Source organism: Bizionia myxarmorum (assembly GCF_008086205.1).
GTDB classification, from domain to species: domain Bacteria; phylum Bacteroidota; class Bacteroidia; order Flavobacteriales; family Flavobacteriaceae; genus Algorimicrobium; species Algorimicrobium myxarmorum.
Genome location: NZ_VSKK01000004.1, coordinates 149566 through 168456 on the forward strand (window position 1 = coordinate 149566; position 18891 = coordinate 168456).

18 protein-coding genes are annotated in these 18891 nt (G+C 34.2%); 12 read left to right on the forward strand and 6 right to left on the reverse strand.

Annotated features, from left to right (window positions below; all coding sequences use genetic code 11):
* Positions 1 to 30: 30 nt before the first annotated feature.
* The 4 genes from ES674_RS13580 (at position 31) to ES674_RS13595 (ending at position 2056) form a co-directional block, all read left to right on the forward strand.
* Complete coding sequence (locus ES674_RS13580; protein ID WP_148404883.1) at positions 31 to 789, forward strand: carboxypeptidase-like regulatory domain-containing protein; 759 nt, start codon at positions 31 to 33, stop codon at positions 787 to 789.
* 168 nt (positions 790 to 957) lie between these two features.
* Complete coding sequence (locus tag ES674_RS13585; protein ID WP_148404885.1) at positions 958 to 1335, forward strand: hypothetical protein; 378 nt, start codon at positions 958 to 960, stop codon at positions 1333 to 1335.
* Between the two features lie 136 nt (positions 1336 to 1471).
* Entirely contained in the window at positions 1472 to 1687 is a 216-nt protein-coding gene (locus tag ES674_RS13590; RefSeq protein ID WP_148404886.1) for a PLDc N-terminal domain-containing protein, read from the forward strand.
* Between the two features lie 159 nt (positions 1688 to 1846).
* On the forward strand, positions 1847 to 2056 hold the full coding sequence (locus ES674_RS13595) for a hypothetical protein (RefSeq protein WP_148404888.1): 210 nt from the start codon (positions 1847 to 1849) through the stop codon (positions 2054 to 2056).
* A 242-nt stretch (positions 2057 to 2298) separates the two neighbouring features.
* On the opposite strand, the gene ES674_RS15785 is transcribed toward ES674_RS13595, so the two are convergent.
* Positions 2299 to 2538 (reverse strand): hypothetical protein, encoded by a 240-nt coding sequence (locus tag ES674_RS15785; protein ID WP_148405026.1) that lies wholly within the window; start codon positions 2536 to 2538, stop codon positions 2299 to 2301.
* 171 nt (positions 2539 to 2709) lie between these two features.
* Between ES674_RS15785 and ES674_RS15450 the strand changes: the two genes are divergently transcribed.
* Entirely contained in the window at positions 2710 to 2847 is a 138-nt protein-coding gene (locus ES674_RS15450; protein WP_170234021.1) for a hypothetical protein, read from the forward strand.
* Between the two features lie 249 nt (positions 2848 to 3096).
* Here the strand turns inward: ES674_RS15450 and ES674_RS13605 are convergent, their stop codons facing one another.
* Positions 3097 to 4980 (reverse strand): B12-binding domain-containing radical SAM protein, encoded by a 1884-nt coding sequence (locus tag ES674_RS13605; RefSeq protein WP_246126061.1) that lies wholly within the window; start codon positions 4978 to 4980, stop codon positions 3097 to 3099.
* Between the two features lie 105 nt (positions 4981 to 5085).
* On the reverse strand, positions 5086 to 6858 hold the full coding sequence (locus ES674_RS13610; protein ID WP_148404890.1) for an ABC transporter ATP-binding protein: 1773 nt from the start codon (positions 6856 to 6858) through the stop codon (positions 5086 to 5088).
* A gap of 337 nt (positions 6859 to 7195) precedes the next feature.
* Between ES674_RS13610 and ES674_RS13615 the strand changes: the two genes are divergently transcribed.
* Together ES674_RS13615 and ES674_RS13620 are read left to right on the forward strand one after the other, a co-directional pair.
* Positions 7196 to 7789 (forward strand): hypothetical protein, encoded by a 594-nt coding sequence (locus tag ES674_RS13615; RefSeq protein ID WP_148404892.1) that lies wholly within the window; start codon positions 7196 to 7198, stop codon positions 7787 to 7789.
* Positions 7790 to 8006: 217 nt separating this feature from the next.
* Positions 8007 to 8924 carry a mechanosensitive ion channel domain-containing protein gene (locus ES674_RS13620; protein WP_148404894.1) on the forward strand — a complete coding sequence of 306 codons (918 nt, stop codon included), beginning with the start codon at positions 8007 to 8009 and terminating at the stop codon, positions 8922 to 8924.
* A gap of 142 nt (positions 8925 to 9066) precedes the next feature.
* On the opposite strand, the gene ES674_RS13625 is transcribed toward ES674_RS13620, so the two are convergent.
* The 3 genes from ES674_RS13625 to ES674_RS13635 form a co-directional block, all read right to left on the reverse strand.
* Positions 9067 to 10632, reverse strand: coding sequence for a CshA/CshB family fibrillar adhesin-related protein (locus ES674_RS13625; RefSeq protein ID WP_148404896.1), 1566 nt, complete (start codon positions 10630 to 10632; stop codon positions 9067 to 9069).
* Positions 10633 to 10659: 27 nt separating this feature from the next.
* Entirely contained in the window at positions 10660 to 11217 is a 558-nt protein-coding gene (locus tag ES674_RS13630) for a hypothetical protein (protein ID WP_148404898.1), read from the reverse strand.
* A gap of 438 nt (positions 11218 to 11655) precedes the next feature.
* Positions 11656 to 13758 carry an amino acid carrier protein gene (locus ES674_RS13635; RefSeq protein ID WP_148404900.1) on the reverse strand — a complete coding sequence of 701 codons (2103 nt, stop codon included), beginning with the start codon at positions 13756 to 13758 and terminating at the stop codon, positions 11656 to 11658.
* 337 nt (positions 13759 to 14095) lie between these two features.
* Here ES674_RS13635 and ES674_RS13640 point away from each other — a divergent pair, with 337 nt between their 5' ends.
* The 5 genes from ES674_RS13640 (at position 14096) to ES674_RS13660 (ending at position 18863) form a co-directional block, all read left to right on the forward strand.
* The gene (locus tag ES674_RS13640; RefSeq protein ID WP_148404902.1) at positions 14096 to 15133 is read left to right on the forward strand and encodes a S41 family peptidase; all 1038 of its coding nucleotides are present in this window, start codon (positions 14096 to 14098) and stop codon (positions 15131 to 15133) included.
* Between the two features lie 95 nt (positions 15134 to 15228).
* A complete protein-coding gene (locus tag ES674_RS13645) occupies positions 15229 to 15846 on the forward strand; it encodes a hypothetical protein (RefSeq protein ID WP_148404904.1) in 618 nt (205 codons plus the stop codon).
* 92 nt (positions 15847 to 15938) lie between these two features.
* Positions 15939 to 16511, forward strand: coding sequence for a hypothetical protein (locus ES674_RS13650; protein WP_148404906.1), 573 nt, complete (start codon positions 15939 to 15941; stop codon positions 16509 to 16511).
* A gap of 178 nt (positions 16512 to 16689) precedes the next feature.
* Positions 16690 to 18036 carry an SLC13 family permease gene (locus ES674_RS13655; RefSeq protein ID WP_148404908.1) on the forward strand — a complete coding sequence of 449 codons (1347 nt, stop codon included), beginning with the start codon at positions 16690 to 16692 and terminating at the stop codon, positions 18034 to 18036.
* Between the two features lie 200 nt (positions 18037 to 18236).
* On the forward strand, positions 18237 to 18863 hold the full coding sequence (locus ES674_RS13660; RefSeq protein WP_148404910.1) for a hypothetical protein: 627 nt from the start codon (positions 18237 to 18239) through the stop codon (positions 18861 to 18863).
* Positions 18864 to 18891 lie beyond the last annotated feature (28 nt).

Below are 18891 nucleotides of genomic sequence, written 5' to 3' on the forward strand. Positions count from 1 at the left end.
TTGTTGGCAACAATATGAAAACCGAAAACATTGAGATTTAAAACAATATTTTTCATATCAATATTTTTTTGCATTTTTTCCACATTTGGACAACAGTCTTTAAGCGGAAAAACTATCGACCAATTTTTCGACAGTGCAATAGGAATTACAATATTCGACCAAGACACAACCAAAATCGGGCAGTCTGACTTGAATGGGTATTTCCAAATTAAATTACCCAAAAAAACGGATAAATTAATTTTTGCTGGAGTTGGCTATGAATGGGCAACTATTACAATTTCAAAAGAATGTGAAAACCTAGAGATAATTCTGTTTTTGGATTCTACTTATGATTTTATGTCACCTAAAAAAGTTGACAGACTTCGAATGAAAGAATTTGAAAAATTAACCGAGTTACACTCTCAAGCATACCAAAAAGGACTTTTTAAAACCGAAAAACCTTGTGTTAGGCGAAAGTTTGAACCTTACTTTACGGAACTTGACGAAATTCGTCGACAACAAAAATTGACCAAGAAACACATTAAAACAAAATTTAAAGAACTAAAAATTGGAGATTCTATAAAAGTTCCAACTCAAACTTGGTCAGCTTACACAGATGGAACTGACTTTGGTTGTCTTATTTCTGGAATGGTCATTGAGAAAAATAAGAAAAAAAGTGGTTACAATTTGATTATAAAAGTAACTGACAATCTTTGTGAAAAAGACAAGGCAACTTATAACGGAAATCTAGTTGAAATTGGGGATTCGATTACACACAATATGAAATATTATAAAATAATAACTGAATAAAAATACTGTTGCCAACACCGGCTATAGTTCACTGCTAGGTAGTTTTTCCTTCGGAAAAACCACGCAAGCGTGAATGGTCAGTTTTTATTTACTAAATTTATTGCTTGACCAACGCAGCAAACCATAGCCAACAACGTTAGCTTTAATTTAACACAAAAACGGAAAATTATGAAAACAAAGAATATTTTACTAGGAATTTTATCTTTAATTACTTTTGCTACTTACGCACAAACTGAAAAGAGTCAAAAGGTAGAATCAAAAACTGCTGTAACGGAATTAAAAGTTGAAACGGAAAATCTTGACGAATTAAAAAACTTTGACTGGAATATGGTTAAGGAAATGTTTGAAGAAAACGATTCTGAACAAGAAATCACTCTTGCATTTGCGTACGTAAACAAATCTGAAATTGATAAATCGAAAGTTCGAGTTGACAACTTTGAAATGAAATTAACCGGAAAGAAAGCTGATTTAGATAAAATGACTTCAAGACTGAAAAAATCATTCGAAAAGTTAGACGAAATTGATAGACAAAAAATAAAAAACTAAAGCTAACACCAGTTAAAACTAATGGCTTGTCGTAGTTTACGCACAACAATCCGCGCTCACAAACAGGCAACTATTCTTACACCAAATGTTTAAATTTATAATAAAGTAATATTTACCAAAATTAAAAATTAAAAATATGGACGTAATACTAAATGACACTTCTTATAGTTTCATAATCTGGCAAATCACTTTAACTTTAATTATTGCCTTGTGGCTCTATTCCCTAATTGACATTTTAAAAAACAGTTTTGATAAGAACGATAAAATTATTTGGATTTTGGTGGTTATATTAATTCCCATTATCGGATCTATTCTATACTTGTTTATAGGACGAAAACTTAATTTAAGTTAAAAAACGTTCGGGGAACTTATGAAGTTGATTTGCCAGATTGTACGATTAAGGCAAATAATCATATAGAATAAAAGAAACTTCTAACAAAAAAGTCGCTAATTTTAGCTAAACTAAAGTTAGTATCCGTTACATAGCTGACGGCTGTCAAAAACATAAAAAATGATTTTAAAAATAGTAGTCAGCATTATTTCTTTTATCATGAGTCTTGGTTTTACAATTTTAATAAAACCACACATGGGTGCGTATGTAAAATCCGAAATTATTCTGAACATATTATTTGTCTTTTTCACAACGGTTGGTATGTTTGTAATATATAGGATAATCACCAAAACCATATTAAAAACAAAAACAGATGATACCAATTTATAAATTAAAAGCTAAATGATAAAAAGAAATTTAGCATCACTATTTATAATGGTACCACAAAAAATCTAAACCTATAATTCCATTGCAACCAACTTCTAACTGAATCAAATTAGACTAAATTCCACAAACTAATCAGCCTCAATTTTATACCAACTCCCAAGAGCGAAGCGAATTTTAACCAGAAAAAAGCAAGAACAAACAAGGCTTAAAAACCTAAAACACCAACACAAACAAGCTTCAAACGCCTAATAAAATAAACTTCCCACCAAAAGAAATATGCCACCCGCAATAAGAAATAAGCCTCCCGCATTAAGAAATAGACCTCCCGCATTAAGAAATAGGCCGCCCGCATTAAGAAATATGCCGCCCGCATTAAGAAATATGCCTCCCGCATTAAGAAATATGCCTCCCGCATTAAGAAATATGCCTCCCGCATTAAGAAATATACCGCCCGCATTAAGAAATATGCTTCCCGCATAAAGAATTAGCGTTACAGCGCACTAATATATCTAAACCGCATAAAAACTTATAAATTCAATCGTTAAGCAAGTAAAATTATAACGTTTCAAAAAATCAGTATTTGTGCTATAATTTTTCGCTAATGCGCACAAACCAGATTTGATTTAATACTATATTTAGGCCTAAACTTTTATACAATGAAAAATTTATTCAGAGCGCTTCTTGCAGGTTGGGGAGCAAAAAAAATAGGTGGTGGTAAGTGTGGCTGTATTGGCACCATTGTCGTTTTTATTATTCTTTATGTTCTACTAGGCCCCGTTTTCAATTTGATATAGAGTGGTATTTAAAATTGATAAGATACCATACAAAAAAAGGTGTTTCCGTATGCATTCATACTAAATAATATGAAAGAGATTGAAAACCCAAAAGTTAAAGAAAAAATTAAATGTTATAATTATATTTATATTCCAGGCTTTATTATTGCCTCAATAGTAGTAATCCGGCTTGTTGTATGGCTTTATAACACCTATTTTAAATAGTAGATTTATTTAAAAGCAAAACCTGCAAACCAAAACTTTATAAAGTTAAACGGCCTTTTTGGTTTCTACTTCAGCCAAAAAACTGTCAATAAGTCCAGCGGGTTGTGTGGTATTAGGAACTGGAAAATCAAACCATGACCTGATATCCTCTTTAAAACCTGTGCGGTTTAAGTAATTATGCAAAGCCAAGTTTAAACCTTTGGTATATTTAGGATGGTCTGCCCCTTGCGGATCTTCATGGTATAAATCATTCTGCGCAAAACCTTCAAAAACAGGTCCGGTAATATATATTCCAAAATCTTGTGGATTCTGACCAATTGGACTGTGAATAGTAGTTGTAAATTGATGCCAATATGCTGATTGAATGCAATTTCTTTCAAACAATTGCTTAACCACATCTAAAGAATCAATAGTTTCTTGCTCCGTTTGAGTCGGAAATCCATACATCAAATAGGCATGAACCATGATATTATTTTCAGAAAAATTATGAGCCACCCGCGTTACCTGCGCAATATCCACACCTTTTTTCATTTTGGCTAACAATCTATCTGAAGCAACTTCCAATCCACCCGTTACGGCAATGCAACCAGATTTGGCCATTAACTCACAAAGTTCATAGCTAAAGGTTTTTTCAAAGCGAATATTGGTCCACCATGTAATACTAACATGACGTTCAATTAATGCATTGGACAAGGCGCGCAACATTTTGGGTGGCGCCGCTTCATCCACAAAATGAAAACCTGTAATGCCTGTATCTTTTACTATTTTTTCAATTTTATCTACTAAATCAGACGCTGTTGTGTTTTGGTAAATACCAATATAATCCAAGCTCACATCACAAAAGGTGCATTGTTTCCAATAACAGCCATGTGAAATGGTCATTTTATTCCACCGGGCATCGGTCCACATTCTGTGCATGGGGTTTACCACATCTAAAAACGACACATATTTATCAAAAGGTAATCCAGAATAATTGGGTGCTGGTAAATTTTTATGATGAAAAATAGTATTTGGAAGCTTGTTTTTATAAACAACCTGATTATTTTCTAGCACATAGGTGCGTTCCAACTCATCTATTTCTACCTTCCCTTCTAAAAAATGAACTATTTTTAATAAAGGCGCTTCTCCGTCATCTAATGAAATAAAATCTACAAATTCAAAAATCCGTGGATCTTCCAGAGATCGCAATTCCGTGTTGCAATAGCCACCGCCAAAAGCCACATGAATATCAGGGAAAAGTTGTTTGGTAAATTGAGCACAGCGTAAGGCTGCAAACAAATTTCCAGGAAAAGGAATGGTAAAACACACTAAAATGGGCTGTTCTATTTCAATTTTATCAATTAAAATATCCAGCATTTTCTCTTCAATAAGCGTTGGCTGAAAGCTTAAAAATTCATCTAATTGATTAAAACTGCTTGCAGATGTAGCAATTTGCTCCGCATATTTAGTGAAGGCAAAAAACTCGTCTACATTGGCTTGAATGAAATCGCCTATTTCTTCAATAAAAAGAGTTCCAAAATGCTTGGCTTTATCAATGATACCCAATTCGCCTTCTTCCCAAGTAATTTCAGTATTTACTTTAGACAACCGGTGTCCTAAAGGCAAAAAATTAGGTTCTAAAATCTTATGTGCCGTTTTGATATCTTGTTTCTGAAGAAATGCTATAACCACATCCACACGAGAAATGTACAAAGCTTTCATTTTCCGAACTTCAGGATACTGATTATTCTTTAAAAGGTCAGCTTCTTGGAACATGGCTCGCAAAAATTCACCTGTAAAAATAGCGGTAAAAAGCTCGATACTTAAATCGCAATGCTGAACATCAATGTTGTGTTCTTCCAAAAAACCTTTTAAATAAGCCGTTGCCGGATAAGCGGTGTTTAACTGTGTAAACGGCGGCGTAATAAAAAGGATTTTAGATTGCATCATGCAAAGATATAGTTCTTTGAAATAAGTTGATAAAATTAGTACTGTTTTATAAGACTCGTTATTTAGCTGTAAAGTTTCCTAAAGAAAACCAAAAATCCAAATCACTTAAATTTTTGATTGATAGGTATATAGTTCATAATATCTACCTTCTTTAGCAATCAATTGATCATGTGTGCCACGTTCTACAATATGGCCAGCTTCTACCACTAAAATCTGATCGGCTTTACGAATGGTGCTTAAACGGTGGGCAATAACAATGGTGGTTCTATCTTTGATTAATTCCGCTAAACTTTTCTGAATTAAGGCTTCACTTTCGGTATCTAAACTTGAAGTGGCTTCATCTAAAATAATAATTTTAGGGTTGGCCAAAATAGCACGTGCAATGGCTAATCGTTGGCGTTGACCTCCAGAAAGCTTCACCCCTCTTTCGCCAATTAAAGTTTCTAAACCTTCATCAAATCTGTCGGTAAATTCGTTAACATAAGCGGCATTTACCGCGTTTTGAACTTCCACTTCAGTAGCATTTGGTCTTGGAAACATGATGTTTTCACGAATAGTTCCTTCAAATAAAAATTCATCTTGTAGCACCACACCTAAATATTGACGGTAACTACTTAATTTTATATGGGATAAATCTTGATTATCAATCGTAACTTGACCTGATTTAGGCGTTAAAAATGTAGCTGACAATCCTGCAATGGTAGATTTTCCCGAACCAGAACTTCCCACTAAAGCTGTGACAGAACCGGCTGGCGCTTTAAAACTGATGTTATGTAACACTTCTTTTCCTTCGTCGTAAGAAAAGGACACATCATTAAATTCAATATCACCATTTAGACTTTCCAATTCAATCGTTCGCGCTTGGTTATCCTCTTCGGCTGTCATGTTCATCAATTCTTCCGTTCTGTCTAAACCAGCCAAGGCTTCCGTTAATTGGCTACCAATGTTACTCATTTGTACAATTGGCGCAATCATAAAACCAAGGATTAACGTGAAAAACAGGAAGTCTCCTGTGGTCATTTCGCCAATCATCATATAATAACCACCCATTCCCATAATTCCGGTGGTGGCTACACCTATTAAAAAGGCTGAAGAACTCGTCATTAAAGCGGTTGCTGTTAAACTCTTTTTAACGTTTTGATATAATTTGTCAACGCCTTTTTCAAAAACACTATTTTCCTGTTCTTCGGCATTAAAGGCTTTAATAACCCGAACACCTGCTAAAGTTTCTGTTAATCTCCCAGTAACTTCGGCGTTAATCTTTCCACGGGATCTAAAAATGGGTCTAATATATTTAAAAGCCTTTAAGGCTATAAATCCAAAAATGGATAAAGGAACAAACACAAAAAGTGTCATCCAGGCATTTAATTTTATTAAAATAATTAAAGAAACTACGGCTGTAAAAGAACCGCCTACTAACTGTACTAATCCCGTTCCGATAAGGTTCCTGACACCTTCAACATCGGTCATGATTCTGGAAACTAAAGCGCCCGATTTGGTGTTATCGAAAAAGCTGATTGGTAAGGACAGTACTTTTTTCTGTACTTGAGATCGTAATTCACTAATTAAATATTGGGCTTGTACACTTAATATTCTAGTCAATAAAAACGATGTAGCAGCTTGTACGGTAATAGCACCAATTACAATGGCGATTAAGGTATAAAGTTGGGAGTAATCTTTATTTGGCACCACATCATCTAATAATACTTTAGATTGCCATGGAAGCACCAAACCCGATAAACTTCTAATAACTATTAAAATTAAACCAATAAAAACCAGATTCCGCCTCGGCCAAATAATGGTTTTGAAAGCCTGAACCATGGTTACTTTTGGTTGTGATTTGTCTTTATTCTTAACTGTTTCTTTTAAATGCTGCATAGGTCTTCATAAATAGTATAAAGTACAAAAATACGCATTAAGCATAGGTTAAATGATGAAACCTAATTAAAATGTTTTGACTTCAAAATTTAGGGATTGTACAGTTGAATTATTAAAAGACAAGAACATATCTCCATCTTAAAAAAAAAGCTGAAAACTGTCTTTTAGATGGTTTACAATCGAAATTATACCACCCATAAAATAATCAGATTATAATATCATCATCCACTATCAATCCAAAGTGTTTCCCTATATTTCGACTGTTATCAACCTCGTGTCAAGTTGTAAAATAGAGACCTTTGTTCGGCAATTAATAGTTTTATAAATATCATAATTTATGTGGTGGCATTATTTTTTAGTTTTTCTAGGTGCTTTAGTATTTGACATCGTTCCTTTTCCGTTTCCACCAGCCTTTACAATTATGATGTTCTTTCAAATTATTTTTGAACTGGATATGTGGATCGTGATTATTATTGGCGTAATTGGTTCAGTTTTGGGCAGATATATTCTGCTTTTATATTCGCCTTTAATTGCATCAAAATATTTAAACGAAGAGAAAAATAACGACATTCAATTTCTAGGCGAAAAAATGAAGGAGAATAAATGGAAAGGTCAAGCTATTGTACTCGCCTATTCCCTGTTACCGCTTCCTACAACACCGCTTTTTTTAGGTGCAGGAATTTCTAAATTGAAACCTATTTATGTGATACCAGCCTTTATTATTGGCAAATTCACAAGTGATACTGTTGCTATACATTTGGGTAAATACGCTTCAGAAAACATTGAAAGCATTCTTGATAATATTTATTCTTGGCAATCTATTGCTAGTATATTATTGAGTCTTTTTCTTCTGTTTTGTCTTTTTTTCATTAACTGGAGAAGACTGATTCAAACCAAAAAATTGGTTATTAATTATAAAATTTGGAATTAGAGTTCTATTAACAACAAGTCATAATCCACCACATAAATTATTGATATAACTATTTAAAAAATAGTTTCGTTATCAAGGTTTATAATAAATGCGTAATTTAGTTTTCAAGTAACAGAAAGTGCAAGTCAGATTTCCTTTATGTTTTCCTTGGTAAATCTACTAACAATCATAACATTTTAAGCGTAAAATGTAATAGGAATTAACTAGCCTGAACAGCATGATAGAAGAATTAAGCAATTGGTTTTCCACCCACATTTCGTCAGATATCATCAGCTATTTGGGTTGGATGTTTTTGATTTTTTTATTAATTTTCGGATTGCGGAAATTGGTAAAAAAACGATTTTCCAACAACCAATTAAAGTATAAATCTCAAAAAGCCATTGAAATAATTGGCTATTTCATAATCATACTCATCACTATTTCCTTTTTCTCGGGAAGTATTGAAGATTTCGGGTTAACCATCGGGTTACTTACTGCCGGAATCGCAATAACCTTGCAAGAAGTGATATTAAGTATTGCCGGCTTTTTCTATATTTTTCTTTTTAAAGTGTATAAACCTGGAGACCGAATTGAAATTAATGGTATTAAAGGTGATGTCATAGACATTGATAGCGTTTGCACAACCATGATGGAAATTGGCGCCTGGGTAACAAGCGATAATTATAGCGGTAGAATTGTAAAATTAAGTAACGCCTTTGTTTTTAAAGGTCCTGTTTATAACTATTCGCGAGATTTCCCTTTTGTTTGGGATGAATTCAATTTACCAATCCGCTATGGCTCCGATTTAGAGTTAGCTAAAGCCATCGTGATTGCAGTTGCTCAAGAAAACCTTTCAGATTATGTTAATAATTCTATTTTAGAGTGGAAAAACGTTGTTAATAAATATTACATAGAAGATGCCCAAGTTGAATCAACACTTGCCATTACAATGACCGATAATTGGATTCAATTTAATTTAAGATATATCGTTGACTATAAAAAAAGACGACATACCAAACATGGTCTTAATGAGGAAATTGGCAAACGATTTTTAGCAACTAATGGAAAAGTGATCTTGGCTTCGGCGACTTTTGAAATTGTAAAAATTCCCGCTGTTCATGATAATGCAGACCAAACAACTCATGCCAAAGGCTAGAAGCAGTTTTTTGTAAGAAAACTTATTAGATTGAAATTTAAAAACGGGAAATTGCGAGACAAAATAGACTTAAAAATGAATCTAATTATTCTTAAAAACCTCGCAATTAAAACGCTTAAAAAATGATATTTAAGGAACCACTCTAATTATTCCCTTTCCCTTTGGAGTTAATTGTCGGATTCGAAACAGCAGGCGTTAAAATATAAATGCGGTGATCTTCTACTTCGCCATTTAAGGTATTGCCTATTGGGGAAGTCGCATCTTGGTTTCTACCAAAATACCGCAAGCGCACATAGGTGCTATAAGCAAAACGAGTAGAAGGAATTGTCCATGTTAAAGTTACATTACCATCCCCATCTGAAGGTATTATTGCAGTTTTACGCTCAATCTCATCAAAAGTGCCATTTAAATCAAAATCTATCCATCCGGAAATTATATCATTTGCTAACGCTTTTTTGTAAGGAATAATAGCAATAATCTTATCGCCTGGTTTGTAGTATTCCTTATCTGCAAAGCGTCTATATAATAAAGGCCAAGCATCTTCTTCATTTGCTCCTGCCGTCCCTGAATTATCATCGCCTTTAGCATCTTCAGAAAACATATCAAGAGTATCAGGATCTGGTGGGGTGCTTCCAAGATAACGCCGTACTGAGTAAGTTAAGTTTCCTGCATTATATAATGGTGCATTTACATTAACTTGTGAGTTAGTCTTTGTTTGAGCTGAAGCATTCCAAATCACGGGATTAATACCATCTGATGTCAATTTTATATCGTCAATCAAATGAATTGGTTTCCCGTAGGATTCAGGCGCATCTCCAAAATCGTATCCTGAAGTTAACAAACCAATAGCAAAAGCTTGTTTCCCAGCTCCCTTTAATTCAATGGGTAAGGTTACGGCATTACCTTGGAGTGGATCATAGGCTATGTTATTATAGGTAAGAAAAGCGACTGCTCCTGTTCTTGTGTCATTTCCTTGATCAAATATGATACTTTGTGTGCCAGGGTATGAGGGAGCTCCGGTATTGTCTTCTTTTCTCATTAGGTACGTCCCTGCTCCACTTCTTTTTAGCACCTCCGCCACAGACCAATTCCCAAATCCTGTCGCTCGTATATACTCGCTTTGATTACCTGTACTAGAACCCAAGGTCTCAGCGTCCGCAACCACAATCCCTCTTAACCTTACAGGATCACCACCAGTGGTCGCTTTAATTCTTACAGTAAGATTAACTGTTCCACCATCATTATTGTTAATAATACCTGAAGCCATTTTGTTTTCTGGATTTCCATTGGTACCTCCTGATCCTCCTATGTTATACAATATATCTAGAAAATCTCCACCGGTCGCGTTAGGATTGTAGGTTCCAGGCATATAGGAGCTTATTGTTCCGCCAGTTAAAGTCATAATCTCTGCTTCAATGCACATAAATCTTCCTCCTCCAAGGTCTATACTTCCATATGACTTTGATCCAACAGCTAGTGCTCTATCGCGATGTCCATAGGGATGTGTTGTTGTACTTTCAGCAAAAGTTGAACCCCAAGTCAGCCAAAACACTCTATTCTTATTTAAGCTCGTACTGGTACTATTTGGTTTGTTAGCATAAGTACCGGTTACAGGTTGAGTTGAGAAACACGGTGATTGTGCCATCCCTTCTTGAAATATTCCAAAAAGGAAAACAAGCAAAGCCGCTATTTTTATATAATGTTTCATTTTAAATCTAATTTTGAAAAATAAGGTTTAAGGCTTAACAGCGAATACGATGTTCATAAAAGTCCTTTGCGATGGTTTTGGAGAGGTAACAATCTCATAAGAAAGAATGCCCGCATCAGTTACAGTAACACTTTTGAATACTGCAGCATCATAATATGTTATATAATAATTTAATTTATTTGCTGGCAAAACGGACTCATTGCTAATCATTACCGGCGCACCTGTATTCTTAATTTGAGGCGCCTCAAACTGCAATTTATATCGTTCATAAAGATCTACCCTATAAACACCAGAAACTAAAGTAAACCCCGTACCATCACCTGAAACTACATGTGTAGGATTTGTAGGCATAGCAATTGAAGGCATATAGAAATATTTAGGCTTACTTGCCTGCTTTTCCGTAATTAATCTATTCCAAGAATCTATGGACCAATAATAATATCCTGGCGTAACATCACTTATAGTTTCCGTGTTATAAACCAATAAAGAGTTTTCAGGACTGGTTATTGGGCTTGCTAAATTAGTGGCCTCCAACTTTACTCTAGGAATCAAAATACCTCTATCGCTGGAAACAACATCTAACATAGATGATTCATGAGGATGTAAATTCCCTATACCCACCTGGGCAAAAACAAAACTACATGAGAATAGGGTAAATAATTATAATAGATTTTTCATAGCTGCGGAATATATTAGAATTTGGGACTTAAAACCAATGTCCCGTTTTTCATATCCGGAACATCTATTTTATAATCTTTCAGCTTTAAGGCTGCTCTGACACCTGACCATTAGTTTATTAAAAAAGCTAACTACAAAGATATTCCTTTTAACCTTTAAAACAATCCTTTTAACGGCTATTTCAATTTAAATCATAATTTTGAAGAATCACACAGTAAGGAATTAGCAAAGACTTGGCATGGCTTCTGAAAGATTCATCGCCTTATTTTGTAAGTTAAAGTAACTAAACATCAATTTATATTAGTGCAAATTTCTAGGTTTCAATAATTGAAACAAGCCGAAAAATCACTCTTTATCTGTAATAAATTTTGGATTGATATACAATTTCCCGGTTTTTAGTTTTTCCCAGTAAACTTTCATATCCGCATTTATTTCAGGCGCCAAAATATATAAACCTATTATATTAGGAAAAGACATAGCCAAAATCATCATATCGGCGAAACTTAAAACGGCACCCAAACTTACAGAAGCTCCCAAAACCACAAAGCCTAAATACATAATTTTATAAACAAATTCTATTTTCTTACTTCTTCCAAAAAGATAACTCCAAGAGCGCATGCCGTAGTAGGACCAAGAAACCATAGTTGAAAATGCAAATAAGAATACGGCCACGGCTAAAACAGAAGGAAACCAAGAAACTACGCTTCCAAAAGCATCAGCAGTAAGTTCTACACCACCTATTCCAGTACTTGTTTCATGCATACCTGTAAATATTAAGACCAAGGCAGTCATAGTACAAACCAACATAGTGTCAATAAAAGGTTCCACTAATGATGTAAAACCGTCGGCAATAGGATGATTAGTTTTCGCCGCACTATGAGCAATTGCTGCCGACCCAACTCCGGCTTCACTAGAAAATGCAGCACGTTGTAAACCAATAATTAGCACACCAATAAAGCCACCTTTTAAAGCTTCAGCAGAAAAAGCCCCATTAAAAATAGCAGCAAAAGCGCCGCCTATAAATTCAATATGATATATTATAACTACCAAACAACCCATCACATAAAGTATAGCCATTACTGGAACTACTTTTGCAGTTACTTTAGCAATACTTTTAATTCCGCCAATAATAACCGCTCCTACTAAAACTGCAAAACCAATTCCAAACCAAAATCCTTGTCCTTGTAAAATAGGAATTTGCTCTGATACTATTTTAAATGCCTGATTGGACTGCAACATATTACCGCCACCAAAAGATGCGCCTACACCAAGAACAGCAAAAAGAATAGCCAAAAATTTACCCAATTTTTTCAAATTCTTTTTCTCTAAACCGTAACGTAAATAATTCATCGGACCACCAAATATGCGACCTTCATCATCTATAAATCTATATTTCACACCTAAAGTACATTCGGCAAATTTTAAAGACATGCCAAAAAACCCAGCAAGAAACATCCAGAATGTTGCACCCGCGCCACCTAAAGAAATAGCCACAGCAACACCTGCAATGTTTCCTAAACCAACTGTAGCCGACACTGCTGTAGCCATAGCTTGAAAATGCGTAATTAATCCTGGTGCATTGGGATCGTCATATTTTCCGCGAGCCAAATCAATAGAATGCTTGAAACCTCGAATATTTACAAATTTCAAACGTAGCGTAAAGAAAATACTCCCTAAAATAAGCCAAACAACAATAAAAGGGATGGTGTTCGTTTTAATATCACCATTAGGATGAAGAAGTGGCTTTGGGTTTTGAAAATTAATTTTCCCCAATAATGGCGCGCTAAATTCACCTGTTTCTGGCAACCTAGAAATTAATGCGTTTTGTTTGGTTACATACTCTAAAACACCTTCTGCAGAAGCGTAAATAGCTACTTCCATATTTCCAGAAGTTTTTTCCAAAATGGCAATCTTATCGCCTTGCTCCACCAAGCTTCCCTCTGCAACAACCCATTCTTTCACGAGGTATTCATCATCCCGAGTTCCATCACTTTTTGGTAAGGCTATATTTTTATGGTCCACATAAACTACGGGATCATATATTCCAAGAGTAGCAAAAGCATCCCAAAACAAAATCGCTCCCAGCACATCTACCGCCGGTTGCACTTTACTATTAAAAACTTCTGTAATGGACTTGGCAGGAATTTTAAATGTCTTCTTAACCGTTTTTCCATTTGCATCCGTAATTGTTACGGTATAAGGCATGCCTTCAATTATGCCAACGGATTCCAATGAAAATAAAGCGGTGTTTACATTACTCCATTTATACTGATAAGGTGCTTGACCGCCTTGAACCGTTAACTTGGCAACACCATCATTTATTTCAGACGAAGGGTTAAGTAACTCTAAACTTACAGTCATCTTTTCCGAAGCTTTACCTTGTGCAACTGAATTTGTAAACGAAATGAGCAACAGCGCTAAAAGCGCAAAATATTTAGATTTTATCATCAATTAAAGTAAGAATTCGTAAATTATTAGGGGAAAGTCACAATTTAGTGATAAACAGAAGGGCTCCCAAGATATTATGTTCTTTTCTGTAAAATTATTAAAACCCTAAAATCAATATCACTAAAACAAACAGGGCTTTGATAAAATAATATCAAGGAAAAATAGCGTAAAAAAAAAAGCTGTAAATTAAAACTTCTTGTAACAATGGGAATGTATGCTTGTTGAAAAAACTATCTTTATTCAGGCAACCATTTTCAAAAAAGAAGCGTCTGTATAGTACAAAGGTTTGAATCCAGTTATATTTCGATAGCAATTAAAACTTTCAAATAATTTATATATGAAGAAGAACTTACCATTATTACTAATTTTAATAGTATCATTTCAGAACCTCAACGCCCAGAAACTTATAACGTCACAAGACAGCATGCAGGTTTTTCATGACCAACTTTTTAAAGTCATGAAAAAAAATTACATCTATAAAGACAGCGTAAACTGGACAGAGTTAGAATCTAAAGTGGAGCAAAATCTAAAACAATATCCGGATTTTAAGAGTTCGCTTAAAGAAATCACCACTATTTTTGATGTTGCAAAAGCTGACCATTGCAAAGTTTATTACAATGATGATGAATTTTCAGGCACTTATAGTGGTCCTACAGAGAAAGATTTTAGTGAACAATGGCTGAAAAAATTTGTTACAAATCCAGAATTTGAAGTAAAAGTATTAGACAATCAATATGGTTATATTTTAATGCCCGCTATGAGTTTTAAGGATAGGAGCACAGAAAATCTGCACCAACAAGCTCAAGTTATGTATGATGCTATTAATACCATAAAAGCTTCAAATAACATTACAGGTTGGATTATTGATTTGCGCTTTAATTCGGGTGGAGATGATATGCCTATGATTTCAGCTTTGTATGATTTTTTAGGTGACACCGATGTTTGGAGCGAAATGAACCTAAATGGTAAGCGCGTAGGTACGGTAAAACTAAAAAAAGGAAAATACATTAACAAATCAAACACAGTTGCCTATATAAACCCTAAAGGCGCATTACTTGATAAAGCAAAAGTTGCCGTTATAACCAACATAGCAACGGCTAGTTCTGGAGAAATTACAGCCATGGCATTTAAAGGACGAGACAACACCATTTTTATTGGTGAAAAATCCAATGGAAAAACAACCACAAATTATATTAAAATGGTGGCTTTCGGAGCCTATATGACGGTATCTGCGGGATTTGATTGCGATAGAAATGGCGTATATTATGAGCATATAACTCCAGACATAGCGGTTGTAAAACAAGATAATTTTGACGATTTATTATCAGATAGAAACATTCAAGAAGCTATAAAATTTATAACGGCTACGCCATAATTTCATGAATCAGCATATAGTTGCTTAAAATATGATAATTTGGCAAGGATACATAAACACGAAATTTCCTGGCCCTAGTACCTAAAAGAGGTAAAATGAAAAGATATTTCCTATTTCTGCTAATGATAGCGGCTCCATTTAGTTGCAAGTCGAAAATCGACGAAACTAAAAACACGAAACATATCTTCTATATTCACGGACGTATCATAGAAGAACAAGGAAAAAACGCATACAGTGAAGCTTTTGGAGCCTATGAATTTGACCGTATTCTTTCAGCACTTAAGGTTGAAAATGCTGTTGTTCATTCTGAAATCAGACATGTAAATGTGGATCCAAGAACCTATGCCAAAAAAATATCAAAGCAAATAGATAGCCTAATTCATTTAGGTATTAAAACAACTTATATAACTGTTATAGGCGCATCAAAAGGTGCTATTATTGCTTCTCATATTTCATATTTAAACCTCAACCCTATTAATTATGTTTTTCTTGCTGGCAATAATGACTTCCTAGAATTAAACAATAACTGGAAATTTCACGGACAGGTTTTAGCTATTTATGAATTGACGGATAGTATTGCAGGTAAAAATTATGATCACTGGGAAAACAATGAAAATTTCACCACGAAATTTGAACAATTAGAATTGAAAACCAATTTAGGTCAGGGATTTATATATAAACCATTAGATGCTTGGGTTAAGCCAGCTAAATAATGGATATTGGAGCAAAATTTGTAAAGGGAGTCTGAAAATCGGCTTATTGATTAAATTAGCTCATGTTTTATTTAAAGTCAACCCCATAATTTATGATCAAAATCGCACAAAAAGGAATTTTATTATTATCAATTATTTCCATTATTTCCTGTGGAACTAATAAAATTTCAACTGAAAACACCAAGGTGAATACAGCGCCGAATTCAAAATACAAAAACACTATAAAAGCCTATTCTGGCACATTAAGCATTTCAGAATATAAGGAATTGATAAAAAAACTAGAGATAGAATTAAAAACAGCCATTCCTGAAAACACATCTATTCTTGTCAATTTCAACCAAAAAGCGCCTAATTGTATAGCGGTAGGATTGAGTGAAGGTACAAACCACCAAGTAATTATTAATAGATTAAGAATTTCTGAACGCATGAGTTCGGATAACAATGCAGTCGATTTCTTTGTTTATACCAAAGACGCTTATCTTAATGAAGCTTACCAAGTAAATCCTGCCTTTACATTAGATTCTGGATTTTTTTACAATGAAGTTTTTCCGGAACACCAAAATTGCGCTGGATTTTTAATCATTAAGCCCAATGGTGCCTTTTATAAGTATTATGGAGAGGACTATTTTACAGAGGTTAAAAAATTTCTTGAAAAAATTGAATAATAAGCAATAGCAAGTTATATTATTCATTTCAACTTCCTTACTAATCTATGAAAGTCTCTCGACTTTTCTTTTCGGTTTTTAATTGTACATTTATCACAGGTTATTGTCTGGATAAAATTACGGACAATATCAACAATTAAGCACCTCAAATCCTTCCACCGGAACCTTCCTTAACCAAATGAAAGAAAAACAAAACTGGAAAGCATTAACAATTTCTATCTTACTGCTCATAGGAATTTTAGTTTTTCCTTTGTTTGAAGACGCAGATGTTAATTCCGCTTTAGCCATTTTAATTTTCGCAGCTAGTTTATGGATTTCAGAAGCGATTCCCTTAGCTCTGACGGCTTTGCTAATTCCTGTAATGGCAGTAGTCCTCAATATTGCGACGCCAAAATTGGCTTTTAGTGAATTTTCAAACCCTGTAATTTATTTGTTTATGGGCGGTTTTGTATTGGCTGGCGCTTTATCTACTCATGCTTTAGACCGGTTATTGGCTCATAAACTGATGCGCTTATCCAAAGGGAATTTCTATAAATCGGCCATTTTATTAATGCTGGCAACCTCCTTAACCGCATGTTGGGTGAGCAACACATCCACTGCTGCCATGATGATTCCGTTAGCTTTAGGAATGTTGGCTATTACTGATAGTAAAAATGCGACTGCCGAAGCAAAATTTTTATTATTAGGTATTGCTTATGCCGCAAATATTGGCGGAATTGTAACCATGATTGCCAGTCCGCCAAACGCCATTGGAGCTACGTTATTAAACCTTACTTTTTCAGAATGGCTTATGTATGGCGTTCCCATTTTTCTAATAACCTTTCCAATAATGGTGGTTGTTCTTACTATATATTTCAAACCTAATAGACATATGTTAATCGCTACGGTTGCCTTGCCTGGAGAGCGCAGTACAAAAAGAACTGTTTTATTGGGCATTTTTGCGATTACTATATTACTCTGGGTTTTTGAAGGCTTGCTTTCTCCTTTACTAAATATATCTTCAGGTTTTAGTTCATTAGTAGCTATTGTTGCCATTTTAATGCTTTTTACTTTTAAGGTTTTAACGTGGAAGCAAATTCTAGAAGCCATTCGGTGGGATATTTTACTGCTTTTTGGCGGTGGCTTAACTCTTGGACTTTTAGTAGAAAACACCGGTTTAGGAACCATATTAGTAAGTGGTGTAATGGACATGAGTAAGCAAGTTCCACTAGTGGTATTTATTTGGCTTATTGTTTTCGGTTCCATAGTATTAACAGAATTCATGAGCAATACCGCGAGTGCTGCTCTTATTTTACCACTTCTTTACACATTGGCTCAAGAAGCGGAAATTAACCCTATGATTTTAGTACTTCCAGCAACCATAGCCGCTTCGTTTGGATTTATGATGCCTGTAGGAACACCGCCCAATGCTATGGTTTATTCAACAGGTTTTGTACCGCAGCGCGAAATGATGAAAGCAGGATTAGGTCTGAACTTTATATTTTCAATAGTGTTAACTTTGTTTTTTTACATCGTTTTCAGATAATACAAAAATCTAGCGAACTATTTCACTTTGGACTCAAGTGCCCTATTTTTTTAGAATTAAGCTGAAAGTCTATTGTATTCGTTTTAAAAATATTAGAAGTTAGAAGAGCGCTTTAATATGGTGAGTAGATATGACTTAATTAAAAACTCATTAAATTATAAAAATAATCCTGTATTATTAATAAAAATAAATCCAATACATTGAAGCACACATTTTACCAAAAGACTAAAAAGGAACAAAATCGAATTTTTGCAATTATCGCTATTGGGGCTATCATTGTTTTTCTGCTAGCTGTTTTTATATCCTTTAAATTCAACTTTCATTTAATCGCCATTTTAACATTTGCCAGCACCTTATCCATTATCGCACCTTTCTTTGATATGCCTTCACTAAAAAAAAGTGGAAAAATGATATATTATTCACCGCTATTTGTCACTGAAAAGCCAAAAAACGGCACCATTAAAATTCACGGTGGTACGCTGTTCGATTATTCCTTTGTGATCGATAAAAAAATGAATGGCAAACAACGCACAGACTTTATAATCCAACAGTATATGCAAGGATTACTATGCTTAATAGAAATGCACGAAAATACAAGTGACCTGAAAATTTGTGGCACGAGCTATATTATAAACCAAAGAACAGCTGAAAAATTGGGCTTTAAAGTAATTAAAACGGACTTTTTAAAAAGGTTCATTCTGATTTACAATTACTTCAATATTCTAATCTCAAATTCTATAGCTAAAAATAAACTCTCATTTCCAAAATTAAATAACACCATAACATTCGAAACTGATTTCAAACAGCTGATGGAACACAAAGTTTAAATAGAAAAGTTAAACAGCACCTTAATTA